Source organism: Bacteroides sp. AF25-5LB (assembly GCF_003602965.1).
Classification (GTDB): domain Bacteria; phylum Bacteroidota; class Bacteroidia; order Bacteroidales; family Bacteroidaceae; genus Bacteroides; species Bacteroides uniformis.
The window spans coordinates 105303-119122 of the sequence record NZ_QTMC01000009.1 but is presented as its reverse complement, the minus strand read 5'-3'; the positions used below and the strand labels follow the sequence as shown (position 1 = coordinate 119122).

8 protein-coding genes are annotated in these 13820 nt (G+C 47.6%); 1 reads left to right on the top strand and 7 read right to left on the bottom strand.

Translation table 11 applies throughout. The features are described 5' to 3' along the window. Window positions 1-188: 188 nt before the first annotated feature. Genes DWY57_RS11680 through DWY57_RS11670 form a run of 3 tightly spaced genes read right to left on the bottom strand, consistent with a single transcriptional unit; the run spans window position 189 to window position 3349 of the window. Window positions 189-1466: a mechanosensitive ion channel domain-containing protein gene (locus DWY57_RS11680; RefSeq protein WP_165853602.1), complete on the bottom strand. Its 1278-nt coding sequence runs from the start codon at window positions 1464-1466 to the stop codon at window positions 189-191. Between the two features lie 27 nt (window positions 1467-1493). Beyond that, a complete protein-coding gene (locus DWY57_RS11675; RefSeq protein ID WP_119961795.1) occupies window positions 1494-2507 on the bottom strand; it encodes a DUF4435 domain-containing protein in 1014 nt (337 codons plus the stop codon). Window positions 2508-2518: 11 nt separating this feature from the next. After that, window positions 2519-3349 carry an AAA family ATPase gene (locus DWY57_RS11670; protein ID WP_119961794.1) on the bottom strand — a complete coding sequence of 277 codons (831 nt, stop codon included), beginning with the start codon at window positions 3347-3349 and terminating at the stop codon, window positions 2519-2521. A gap of 139 nt (window positions 3350-3488) precedes the next feature. On the opposite strand from DWY57_RS11670, the gene DWY57_RS11665 reads away from it, so the two are divergent. Next, window positions 3489-4400 (top strand): DMT family transporter, encoded by a 912-nt coding sequence (locus DWY57_RS11665; protein WP_119961793.1) that lies wholly within the window; start codon window positions 3489-3491, stop codon window positions 4398-4400. Between the two features lie 16 nt (window positions 4401-4416). Here the strand turns inward: DWY57_RS11665 and DWY57_RS11660 are convergent, their stop codons facing one another. The 4 genes from DWY57_RS11660 to DWY57_RS11645 all read right to left on the bottom strand — a co-directional run bounded on the left by DWY57_RS11660 (window position 4417) and on the right by DWY57_RS11645 (window position 13344). Beyond that, a complete protein-coding gene (locus DWY57_RS11660; RefSeq protein WP_005824006.1) occupies window positions 4417-5001 on the bottom strand; it encodes a Crp/Fnr family transcriptional regulator in 585 nt (194 codons plus the stop codon). Between the two features lie 24 nt (window positions 5002-5025). Continuing rightward, on the bottom strand, window positions 5026-6129 hold the full coding sequence (gene meaB / locus DWY57_RS11655; protein ID WP_119961792.1) for a methylmalonyl Co-A mutase-associated GTPase MeaB: 1104 nt from the start codon (window positions 6127-6129) through the stop codon (window positions 5026-5028). A 130-nt stretch (window positions 6130-6259) separates the two neighbouring features. Then, on the bottom strand, window positions 6260-7324 hold the full coding sequence (locus tag DWY57_RS11650; protein WP_119961791.1) for a DUF1573 domain-containing protein: 1065 nt from the start codon (window positions 7322-7324) through the stop codon (window positions 6260-6262). 134 nt (window positions 7325-7458) lie between these two features. Next, window positions 7459-13344: an alpha-2-macroglobulin family protein gene (locus DWY57_RS11645; RefSeq protein WP_119961790.1), complete on the bottom strand. Its 5886-nt coding sequence runs from the start codon at window positions 13342-13344 to the stop codon at window positions 7459-7461. Window positions 13345-13820 lie beyond the last annotated feature (476 nt).

The following is a 13820-nucleotide window of genomic DNA, read 5'->3' as shown; positions in this document are numbered from 1 at the left end:
AAAACACCCGGATGTATTGCCCCAAAACATGGGGATGTTTTCACCCAAAACACCCGGATGTAATACCCCAAAACATGGGGATGTTTTGGGAGAAAAGATAGGGATGTTCTGACCTTTCAGTATAGGGTTCAAAGGTAATGACTCCCTATGAGAAATACAATAGATATAGGTCTTTTTGATGGTCGGAATCAAGCTCCTTTTTCTTCGGAAGCAACAGGCAGTATCCGCTGGAAATCTCTGCCGGACGGAGACTGGAATACCTGCAAATCGAATTCGGGGATAATTGCCAGCACATGGTCGAACACATCCGCCTGCACCCCTTCATAGGGCACCCAATCCTTCAGCGCACAGAAGAAATAAAGCTCTATCGGGATACCGCGGTCGGTAGGCTGGAGTTGGCGCACCATGCAGGTCAGTTCCTGATTTACATCGGGAAGACTTTTCAAATAAGCCGTCAGATACGCCCGGAACACACCCAGATTGGTCTGGCGGCGTCCGTTGACGAGGATGGAGTTATCGATGCCGTTTTCTGCATTGTACTTTTCAATCACTTCCTCCGTCTGCTCCACATAATCTTTCAGCAGTTGTATCTTGCGATATTTTGCCAGCATCTCCGGGGTGCAGAAACGGACGCTGGTCATGTCGATATTGATGCTGCGCTTCACTCGCCGCCCACCGCTCTCGCGCATGCCGCGCCAGTTCTGGAAGGAGTCGCTGACAAGCAGGTAAGGAGGGATGGTGGTAATGGTATTGTCCCAGTTGCGCACTTTTACGGTGTTCAGTGTCACTTCTATCACCGTGCCGTCGGCGCCATACTTGGGCATGGCAATCCAATCGCCCACCTTCAGCATGTCGTTCGCCGAAAGCTGCACCCCGGAGACAAAGCCCATAATGGAATCCTTGAACACCAGCATCAGGATGGCTGCCGAAGCACCCAATCCGGCAAGCAGCGAAAGCGGGTCGCGGCCTATCAGCTCACCCACAACCACAATGCCACCCACCAGCCACAGAATGACCTGCATGGTCTGCAACATCCCCTTTAAAGGGCGGTCGCGGAACTGCTCCCTCTCGCTGTATACGCTATAAACGGCTTTCAGGAAGGAGTTGACGAAGCTCAGGAAAGTAATGATAATGTAAATAAGGCAGATACGCCGGATAAAATCCATTGCCGATGAACCGACTTCGACAAATGCCAATGGGACAAACAGATAGATGATGACGGGAGCCACCATGCGGCTGAGGTGCACCATCACTTTGCGGTCGAATACGATGTCGTCCCATGTAGCTTTGGTCTTCTTCACCAGTTGTGCCACTACTTTCAGCAGAATTTTCCGGCATAGGGCATCCGCCAGAAAAGCAACGGCAAGTATCAGTGCGAAGGCTATGAACTGGTCGAACATGTCGGCACGGGAAGGGGATATGCCCCACCCGATTAAAAGGTCGTCTATCTTCTTCAATATCTCCATAATCATATGTTTATCATAACGGCAATCTTATCTACGCGACTGCTCCTCCCGCTCAAGGAACTCCATGATATCTTCTTTCAACCACTGATAAAGATAAAGGTTCTTGTAGCCGCTGTTTTTTTTCAGCATCACGGATACATTGACCTGACTGTTCTCATACCCCGTCAGTTCGTTGCGGAACTGTTCGTTATGCTCTGCCAGGCGCTTTATCTCCTGCTCGCGCTCGCGACGCAAGACGGTACATACCGGGATAAGGATTTTCAGCACTACACAATCCATGATATGGTGTCCCTGGATATAAAGATAGGTATTGTCCGGAGTCAGTCCCAAACGTTCCAACTCCGTGCCCAGCTGTTCCACCCGGTCGATGTAGTGGGGGAAACGGGCTTGCAGTTCGGACAGCTTTGCCGACACCGTCTTTTGCATCTCGTCCAGACTACGGTAAGGATGACGCAGGCTTATCTCCTGCAAACGCACGCAGGCGTTGAAGTCGTACATCGGGAAAGTGTGTGTGTCGTGCTGGCGGTAGAACCAGACATTCCACAGAAACAGCGGATAGGCAATCTGAGAATAACGCTTCAGAAAAGCAGGGAAGTCCAGGATATGCCGGTCGTTCAGCGTGGCCTGCACACAGACTTCATGCAGACTGTCGGCAAAGCAGTGGAAGTTCTCGATGGCATAGCCATAAGTCTGAAAGATATAGGGATTCTTGTTTATCTTATGCGACACCTTGGTGGCACCTTGCAGCAGGAAGTCGTAGTCGCTGTCTACACAAGCTATCAAGCTGCGGCCCAGCTCTGCCGTATTCAGCGTGTTCATCAGTACCATTTTCTTGCCCTTTGCCAGAGAGGTGGCCGAGGGAAGCATCACTTGAAAATAACGTTCCTCGTTCTCGAACTCGGACAACAGCGTCCGCCAGAAAGCGATGTCATCATAGCTTTCCACATACGCCACTATGCGCCTGCGTGCCCTCTTGGGAGACAACTTGCGGGCGGCATCCAGATAGGAGGAAGTAAGGTTATGTCTTAGGGAAGTAGCCACGCATCCAGGGATTAAGGATTAGGGATTAGGGATGAAATCTCGCTCACTTCGGTCACGGCATCCAGCCAGCCTTCCATGATGACGGCAGGCGAATGGGTGGTGAGAATAAGCTGCACATTGGGATTCAGGTTGCGTATCATGCCGATGAGCTTCTGCTGCCATTCGATGTGCAGGGAGGCTTCCGGCTCATCCATGAAGAGTACGCAGTGGTCATCGTCACGCACCAACACGGTCAGCAGGATGACGAGCATCTGCTTCTCGCCCGAAGACAATTTGTAAGGCAATAGGCGCTCGCCGTTCTGATAGAAAACGATGTCGTTGCTTTTGCGGTCTATCGTCTTATGGGTATAGCTAAAAAGCTCGTCAATCATATCCTGGAACTTCCGCTTCGGGAGGGAAAGGGAGGGAGCTAGGCTGCGCTGCTCTTCATCACCACTGAGCAGCTCTATCATCTTATTGCCGATGTTCACTTGGTAGTCCAGATAACGGCGCTGGAGCAGATAGAGCTGCCAGTCCAGTTCCGACTTCACGTTGGCATCGGCCATGCGTGCCGTAAAGTCGCCCATGATAAGGGGGCGGTCGTAACTACGGATTACATCATAAGGGATAAAGGTGGCTGCGGGGTTGTCGAAGTAGACGTGTACGCCGTTCTTCTCGTCACTCTTCACTTCACCCGATGTCTGTTCCAGATAGTTGACCGAACGGTTCAGGATAGTGGTCTTCCCCACTCCGTTGATGCCGGAAAGTATATTGACGTCAGGACGCAGGTCCCAGGCAATATCGTACCGATGCCACAATTCGTGTATTTCGATACGCTTGATGTAATTGGCTTGTACTTCCATGGTTTCTTGCTTTAATTAAAAGCAAATATACACGATAATCTCTTATTTCTACGCCCACGAACCAGAAAAATCATATAATGAAAGATTTTCTCTTTTCAGAAAATAGTTGTTCTTTTGCACCCGCAAAAAACAAAAGAGTATGAACAAGAACATTCAAGGGCATCTGTTCGCCCTTACCGCAAATATCTTATGGGGCTTGATGGCACCTATAGGCAAGTCGGCTCTGGTGGAGTTTTCCGCGTTGTCAGTAACCACATTCCGCATGGTAGGCGCAGCCGCCTGCTTCTGGCTCCTTTCCTTGTTCTGCAAACGCGAACAGGTGGACCACCGGGACATGCTGAAGATATTCTTCGCCGCACTCTTCGCCCTGGTATTCAATCAGGGTGTCTATATCTTCGGCCTCTCCATGACTTCGCCCATAGACGCCTCCATCGTTACAACCACGCTGCCTATCGTCACCATGATAGTAGCTGCAATCTATCTGAAAGAACCGGTCACCAACAAGAAAGTGCTGGGTATCTTTGTAGGGGCTATGGGAGCATTTATACTCATCATGAGCAGCCAGACCACCGGTGCCGGCAATGGCAACCTTATCGGAGACCTTCTCTGCCTGCTCGCCCAAATCAGCTTCTCCATTTATCTGACCGTATTCAAGGGGTTGTCGCAGAAATACTCTCCCATCACCCTGAACAAATGGATGTTTGTCTATGCCTCCATGTGCTACATCCCGTTCTCTTACCACGACGTGGCTTCCATACAGTGGAGCAGCATCTCCACAGCCGCCCTGCTGCAAGCGGGATATGTGGTTGTGGGTGGAAGCTTCCTTGCCTATATCTTCATAATGAGTGCGCAGAGACTGTTGCGCCCCACTGTGGTGAGCATGTACAACTACATGCAGCCCATCGTGGCCTCAACCGTTGCCATCATCTTAGGCTTGGGAGTGTTCAATTTGGAAAAGGGGATAGCCATAGCCCTGGTATTCCTGGGAGTGTACATCGTGACACAAAGCAAGTCACGCAAGGACTTTGAGAAAGAAGGGAAAGCCGTATAGGACAGCCATTCCGCCGTCACAGCACACCGGCACGTACCCGGCTCAGAGATTCGGGAGTCATTAACAGATAAGATGCTATGTGGTTGACTGAGGCACGCCGGGCTATCTCCGGATAATCTCTGACGAAACGCGCATACCGTTCGCGTGAGGTTTCGAAACGCCAAGAGTCTGCTTTATATTGGGAAAGCATTAAAGACCCCTCCAACAAATGACGAAGCAGACGGGCTATATGCAGATAGCGCTCAGAGAGTTCGACCAGTCCTGCATACGAAATGCTCCAGATGACGCCTTCCTCCAGGGATTCCAGCTGAAGGCAATTACGGCGTCCGGTGAAAAGGCTGACGATACACATGGCGCCGTCACCATCGCAGGCAAAGTTCTCTGTAATGTCCCGGCCTTCTTTGAAATAGAACTGGCGAAGCAGTCCTTTCTCTACGAAAACAATATCCCTGGCTATATCTTTCTCACTAATCAACAGTTCTCCTTTGTGCACCTCACGGCGTACAAACAAACCGGCAATGAGCTCCAGCTCCTCAGAAGGGAGTTCATGAAGGCGGCGGGTAAACCGCCGCGCCACTTCCATGTTGTTTTCCTTAGTCATCGATATAGAGAAAGGGATATGCCCTTATTTCTTCAGTTCTGCAAAATAGGTGTCCAGCAAGTTCTTGGCAGCCACAAAAGAAGTCAAGTTGCCTTGTAGCACTTGGTTTTCCTTGCCAGTCAGCATCGCTTCAATCTGCGGATTGTGGTAGAAGCTGTCACGCAGCTGTTCGTTAATGGTCTCGTACATCCAGTATTTGCTTTGCTCGTTGCGGCGGTATTCAAAATAGCCGTTATCTTTCACAAAGTCAATGTATTTGTAGACCATATCCCACACTTCTTTTACACCAAGATTATAGAAACCGGAATAAGTCAGCACTTGGGGTGTCCAACCGCTCTCCGGAGCCGGGAAGAGGTGCAGCGCATTACGGAACTGCGTTGCTGCCAGTCTGGCCCGCTCCAGATTGTCGCCATCAGCCTTATTAATAACAATGCCATCGGCCATTTCCATGATGCCGCGTTTGATGCCTTGCAACTCATCGCCCGTACCCGCCAGCTGTATCAGCAGGAAGAAGTCTACCATAGAATGTACGGCAGTCTCACTCTGCCCCACCCCTACTGTCTCTACAAATATCTTGTCGAAACCGGCAGCCTCACAAAGCACAATCGTTTCACGCGTCTTGCGTGCCACGCCACCCAGCGAACCGGCAGAGGGACTGGGACGTATAAAGGACTTGGGATGAACGGAGAGCTTCTCCATACGCGTCTTATCACCGAGAATACTGCCTTTGCTGCGTTCGCTGCTCGGGTCAATGGCAAGAACGGCCAACTTGCCTCCGTGTTCCTCCAGTACATGCAAGCCAAATACATCAATAGAGGTACTTTTACCAGCACCGGGCACACCACTGATGCCCACACGAACAGAGTTTCCCGAATAGGGCAAACACTTCTCTATCACCTCCTGCGCCACAGTCTGGTGCTCCGGTTTCACACTTTCCACCAGCGTCACAGCCTGGCTGAGTACCGTAACATCACCTTTCACTATGCCCTCCACATAGTCTGATACGGAAAGCTCGCGTTTCTTCCGCCTGGGACGGTTCTTCAAGTAAGGATTGACCGATGAAGGTTGCTCAATGCCTGCATTGACAACCAAGCCTTTATATGCTTCATTATTTTCGGGATGTTCCATGGTTTAATGTGCTAATATGGTTAATATGCTAATGTGCTAATATGAGGAATGTGCTGAATATATTAATAGGCTTTTATGACAATCTCTACTATCTCCATTAGCATATTGGCACATTCCTCACATTAGAACATTACTTGATGTTGATTTCAACTTTCGGCTGCATCGGGTCATTGGTAATCATCAGCAGACGCAGATGACGGCGCTTCTTGCCTATATTCTTCTTCACTACCGTTACCCGCAGGCGAGTGCTTTCACCGGGTTGCAATACACTCTTCTTGAGGTTAACTCCCACTGCCGGGTGGAATACCTGGAGCTTGTTTATCTGTAAAGGAGAACGCCCGGTATTGGTAATGGTAATATCTTGACGTGCTTTTGACTTCTTGGCCAATATCGCACTCATATCAACTTCTTTGGTAGAAAGGTTGATGGCAGGAGCATTAGCCTTCTCCACTTCCGTCATTCCGGAGAAATCCGGTAAAAGAATGGCAGAAACGGGAATTTCGTTTTCATCGCCCACCTTGTCACCGGAGAAGCGAGAAAGATAGACCGACGCTTGAGTCAGTCCGAGGTCAGTCAGTCTTTCCGAATTCAATGTAAGTGTAATCACTCCTTTTTCTCCCTTTTGCAATACATTAGGTTCTACTTTTGTCTGCAAATAAGGGGGTAGATGCATCAGTACCGGTTCATAAGGACGGTCGGAAAGATTGACCACGCCGATATGAATCACCGGCTGCTCACCATGCTGAATATCGGGAAAATCGAGGCTGTTCTTGTCAATACGTATCTGACCGATAAGATAGGGATGCGTCTTGGTAAAGTCCTTGATTTCCTGTACTACTTCACCATTGAATTTCAAATAGACCAGATTGGGTTGCGCATTGCTGTAAATAGCCACGGATTTCTGGAAATGCCCCAATGCCTTAGCATCAAAAGTCACATTCACCGTTCCTTTTGCCCCCGGAGCAATAGGCGTTTTTGTCCACTGAGCTACGGAGCAGGCACAATCCGGCTCCACTTCTGTAAGCACTAAAGGCCGGTCACCCGTATTGGTGATGGTATATTGCACAGTCACGGGATGCTTCCATTCTATCTGGCCGAAACTGTACATCTCTGTATTCGAGGTAAAACGAGCTTGCGCTACGGCAGCCAATGCCACACTTGCAAGCACATATAAAGTGATCAATATCCTCTTCATCTATTTTTTAATATCAAGATTTCCTAATTCTGCTACTCTTATTCAATATTAGCCGGACAAAAATAGGTGTTTTTAGCGAGAGTACCTAAAATAGAGGAGCGCAATTTGTACAAATTGCGCTCCATACTCTATTGTTACTTTATTACAATTATCCCTCCCGCCGAATGCGAAGCATACTCCGGAGCATACGCACATTGTATAGTGGCCAGCCCCGTTTCGTATGTTCCGCCACGGGCTATGCGATAACTGTGCTCTAAGACATAAACGCCTTTGCCCAAATGGTCGAAGAAGAAATTGGTTGCGGCATCTTCCACTTCTGCATAATAACCGAGGCCATTACTCCAACGATAACCGGAAAGCGAGCCTATAGGTTCAAAGCAGGCACCCCGCAGGTCTTTCAACTGAACAAAATCCATAGCACGATCCAAGCGGATAGTCAAACGGGCCACTATTTTATCACCGACGGATAATACGGTCCCTTCCGCAACCGGTTGCAAGGACTTGCCGCCACTGGCCGATATACGCTCTACATAAAGTTTCTTCTCTACATTCAATTCACCACCCTGCTGCTTTACATCGGATATGGGTGACAGATACTGGGCATAAACAGCTCCCCAGGCAATGCCTGCATCCCGTTTCTCTACTGTAACGGTTTTAGCTTTCAGCTCCGGACTTCCTTGAATGAAAGTTTCCTTGACATAACCTAAATCTGGGATTATGGTCTTTGCAGGCGACAATGTTTCCAGAACTTCGTTGCCTAACGTAATACGTACGTCTCCCCGGCTTTCCAGCAGGTTAGTGCCCTGACAAAGCAATGCATAAACAGCATCAGCCGTTGCAACCGGAGAATTCCAGCTGACAGTCTGCTTCTGTTTCAGCAGCCAGAGTTTCATTTCCTCCACCAAAGCATCGTTGCCACCTGCCATACGCAGGGCTTCCATTACTTCTACATGGGCAGGGATGGGTAGCATACCCCAGTTGTACGGATTTGCCTGGAAAGCAAAGTATGCACCCAGTTCATCCGTCTGTACCAAGTGTTCCTTGAGAGAGGCGATGAATTCATGCGCCTCGGCTGTACGCCCTACCGCTTTCAGAATGATGGCAGACTGCGCCTTGCTGCTCATTGTTCCATCTTTAAGATTGGCCCCAACTTTCGACAAGAAGTAACGGTAAGCATCCTGGTTTGCAGCCGGTACTTTTTCACCGCTGACAGCAATCAGATACAGATACGTCATGGCAGCTTCCGAGTTGACAGTAATTCTAGCGCCATTTTTCTCAGATTTACGGATATTGCGATATTCTTCCAAAGCCTGCCGATTCAAATAGCCGAAAGCTTTCTGCCGCATGGCGGCAACTTCTTCAGGCAGCTCATTTTTCGTCAGCAAAGGAAGACGAACAAGTAATTCTGTAATATAGCCAGTTATATAGCAGCTACCGGGCATTCCTTTATACCAGCTCCATCCACCGTCTTCACCCTGCAATTCTTTCAATTTGGTAAAAGCGGAAAGATTGCGGTTATTCAGTTGGTTGATATCAAACAGCGTGGCAATACGTGCCTGCTGTTCGGCTTCAGTAGTAGCTTCCAGTACCCACGGAGACTCGCTGAGCAGGATATTCTTCACATCCTGATTCTTCTCCAACTGGCTGAGGAAGGTTTCTTTCGTACCACCGGCAGCCTTCCAACTGTCAAATACAGTCTTAATGCGGGGCTGGCTGTTGGCAATGAAGCCTGCCAGACTATTGGCATACCAAGCTGTAGCCCAAGAAATGGCATTATCATTGGCAGGCAGGCTCAATGCCGGCAACGCTTGTACAGCATACCAAGCCGGATTCCCGGTAAATTCTACAGTTAGACGACGGTCTGTCGCTGTACGGCTATTACGATTGAAAAGGCTGTCTAATGAGAACGTACGGGTCTCTTCGCCACGAATAGGCATAGCAAGCGTTTCCGTAATGTACTCCTTATTACTTAATACGGGCAACAGATGCTGCTCGCCATCGCTGAACGCGCCTCCATCAGCGACCATACGGACACCAAGCAAATCATAGCAGTCGGACACATCAAAATGGAAGTTGACGGCAGTATTTCTTCCTGCTTCTACTGAGAATTTCTGACGCTGAGTAGCAATAACTTTCTCCGTCATAGGGTCGAACAGTGTGAATACAGCTGTTCCTTTCACCGCTTTACCCGTCAGATTGGCTATTGTTCCGACTATCTGTGTTTTATCTCCTACGCGGACAAACCGAGGCATATTCGGAGTCAGCATAAACTCCTTGGCAGTTACAACAGAAGCATCCAACATCCCAGTCTGCATATCCTTAGTATGTGAGTAACCACGGAAATTCCAACGGGTCAAACTCTGCGGCATCGTAAAGGAAAATGCAAGCTCCCCTTGTTCGTTGGTACGAAGTTGAGGATAAAAAAAGGCTGTTTCGGCAAAATTGGTGCGAAGTCCCTCAATAGGTTGCAAGGCCTCGCCAACCGGTATCGTTTCCGATTCAAAAACAACATCTTCCACTACTTGTGCAGGAACATATTTCACTTCAACGGCATTCCCAGATTCTGCTTTAGAAGCAAGCATCGGCTGGTTGGCACCACGTATTCTAAGATTACCGGTCAAAGAGCCATTCCGGGTAGTCCCATATCCCACAACACTTACTTCTTCCAAAAGCGCATTGTCTTCTACCATCACTATCCGCATCCTTCCATCCATATAAGGAGAACAGAAGTGGTCAAACGACCACACCGGAACCCTCCAAGCCTTCAACGGGAAATAAATGGAGAAGTAATTGCTATTATAACGGCTCGCACCACGGAATGCTCCATACAGATTATCCGGATAGAAGACCCGTAGTATCTGGTTACTCTTATAAATCTTATCCAGTGAAGCGTCGTACATCGTAGCCAGCATTTCAGCCGCAGCAGGCATACCTTGAGGCGTCTTTATGACGAGCTTCCACTCTTCCTCTTGTCCGGGATGCAAACGGTCACGGAACACTTCCCATTTCATGCCGAGAGCACGTTCAGGCTGCCGCTTCTTCAGTTCAACCTGATGGTTATACATCTCACCATCTTTCACAAAACTGAAAAGAACGGTGATTCCCTTGCCATATGCTTCCTTATAAGGGAATTCCATACGGATAATAGTATCATTCAACTGCAACACACGGCTTTCAATGCGTTTTCTCTCACAAAATACATCCATCAGCACATATGCATCCCGATAAGAAGTCCCCAACAGAAAAGCGGCAGGGTGCTGTACATCAAATTCCTCATTTTCTTTATAATAAAAGAAATCTGTAAACGCAGCCGGACACTTGTCACTCTTTGAAAAGAGCATGAAACTGTCACTGCCATATGCCCCGTTATTCTCTTCACGTCCCAAACTATCACGCACGGAAAGTTTCAAACGATAGTTACCTGAAGGAAGCTTGTTCCAAGCCGAAAAATCCTGGAGCCGATTGGCCATGAAGTCCCCCTCTAATATTACATCAGTCAAAGGGTCAGAGTCTCCTATATTCCTCCCCCGATCCCGTTCTGTTAATGGATACAGATAATAGGAGCCTTTCATATCTTGAGGAACATTCATCATATTATTCACTCTAAAAGTGAACAGCATGCTATCTTCCTTACAAACATATTGAGGCAGGCGGACATCAAAGGAATAAGCCTTAGGGCCTGCCAGCAAGTTATACGAAGCGGACTGCGTTTCACCAGCCTCATCCGTCACCACCGCCTCCACATGATAAGTATACACACTTCCATACCCGTCTGTATCTACAACCGGAACCTCTAAAGTCAAGGGTATGGAAAAATCCCCGTTGGCATCCAATTGTATGGTGTCAGACAGTAATGGTTTATCAGCATTGCTCCAATAGCCAGGTCTCGGATTCCGGCGAGTCACCGTATATGCCAATGGCACATCCTGTACCATCATGCCATTGAAAGCCTTGACATTTCCTTTCAACACTACCTTGCCCCCCAGTCGGTAAGCTTCCGAAACCGGAGTGAAGGCAATCTCAAACGTAGGTCGCTTGTACTCCTCTACCCTAAAAGTGACGGTAGATTGAGGCTCTTTAGTCCGTATACTGAACATGCCATTCAGGCAAGCTGCCGGAAGTACAAACTCCGTAGCAAAAGAGCCGAAATCATTGGTCTGCACCTTCCTAGTGGCAAGTTCCTTTCGGTTGGCATCCAACAAGACAAGCTCATAATCAACTCCTTGTAGCACCTGGGCATTATCACTGTTCTGTTTGTAAGCTATTCCTTTTACATGGACGGTCTGCCCGGGGCGATAAAGCGAACGGTCTGTCAGCAATGCCATCTGCCTCCAATCTGTATCCTTTATACCGTAATAAGAATGATTCATATAAACATTCTGCGGCATCATACCTGTGTCTCTGCCTTTACGCGCCACATAACTTCGGATTCCACTCTGCCAGGGTAATACAGCTTTCCCCCCGGCATCAGTCAGTACCTCTGCCATCACTTTTCTATTCTTCTCATCATAAGAAGAGTAGAAACTCACCTTGGCATCAGCAATCGGCTGTCCGCTACGGGCATCCAATGTAACCACTTCCATACGGTCGTCACCCAAATCCAATGTCAGCACCTTGAAGCGAGTAGATACCAAAAATTTATCATCTGTACGGGCCGTTTCAGCATCAGGTACTATTTGAAGAATATAGACTCCCGTTTCCCGAGGTATCATGAACTTAAATACAGTGTCCGAGGCAAGATAAGGGACATCTTCAGGCAATTTATCCTTGCCTGGCAACGGCTTTAAGCCAAAATGCGTGGAAGAAAACTTCCGGGCATACTTTCTATAAGTATCTTTATTTATACCATGGTCCATCCAAGGCACTTCACTTAAAGTAGTGGCATATAAGTTGAGAGTGAAGCCCCCGACATTACGATAATGCAGTCTCATATTTACCGAATCGCCGGGATAACCGCTTTCATTCATAGTCAGAATGAGTTCAGGCTGCAAAATCTGTTCACGGATATTTTTCAACTCATTGATACGCTTATACGCAGGATAGCGCTTCAAGCCTTCTTCACAGACTTTTAGAGCCTCATCAGCGCGTTTCGGTTCCAAACGGCGCAGGTGGTTGGCTTTATGAATGTAAACCTCGGCACAAACCTCTCGTGAACCGTATTCCTTTATCAATTTATCCAAAACCTCAAGATATTCCCGATTAGCCTTTTCCTGACGCATTCGGAAAGTAGGATAAGGCTGCTGGCTGATACCACCGGTCAGCTTCCAGCTCCAATAATCAAGAGAACAGAGCAACATAGCATCTTCCGAACCGGCACGATGTCGATAAGCATTCATCATATCCAGATAAATCCTTTCGATACGGGTCTGTACCAAAGAATCTACGCTGAAACCATCCAGCTGCCGATAAGCATCAACAGCACGGCTTACCAATAGATGGTACATATCGTGCCCATAGAACCGGCTACCGTCTTCCAACACCACAAAAGGCACATATTTTTCTGCAGATGTATCAAGCAAGCGGATGGAATCCTGCAAGGATGCACGGTTACACCTATCTATTTTATCCACAAACTGGCTGATACTCCACTCACGGATATCTTCCGGGACCTCGTCAACAGCCAGTAGAGTACGTGACAGCAAGACACGGCGATTCTTCCGCATCAAGTCAACATATTCATATGCCAACAAAGAGTGTAGAATAGCCTTGTTCACAGGATTCCTCTCCGATTGTGCCCAAGATTCCATATATTTCAGACTGGAGTAAAGGCTGTCCGGAGTCAGCCCCTCTTGATAAGTCTCCCTACAAATGTAGGCTTTCAACATTTGCGGAGCATTCTGCTCTTGCCGACCTTTCCGATAGATTTCATCAGCCAGTTTTATCACTGTTTGAGGCAGGCTTTTCTTTTGAGCCTGCTCCACCTGCTTCCACAACTTATCGTACGTCTGCGCATACAATGCCGACCCCCCAAATGTAACCAGCAGCAACAATATGCTACAAATTCTTTGAATTACTCTCATGATTATTCGTTTGTTAGTCTTTGTATTAATAACAAAGGAAGTGAATAAAGTTCAAACAAATGTACTTTTAGATATAAAAAATCTTATTCTACTCCTACAAAAAAACAAGGGATATGTTTTGCAAACATATCCCTTGTTCTATACTTAAATGTTAGTGTACTCACATTTGGAGGCTATAATATCTCATTGCCTCCATCCAATTCTTACCAGCGGCGGTAAGAATGTGCTTAAATGAATTTGCAATCTTCTTTTTCATAATCTTAAAAAATTAAACCAATACCTGAAAACTAAAATTCAATACTTCACGAAAGGGGAGGAATGCTTAAAGCATTACATACCCCCAAATGTTCTTATCGGCTTCGCCGACATGCTTAAAAAAACTCTTTAACACTTTCATTTTGTTATCCTCCTAAAATCAATCTTGTTATCCTTAAAAAATCTACTAGTTTTCTATTGTTTTCATGTTTTACAACACA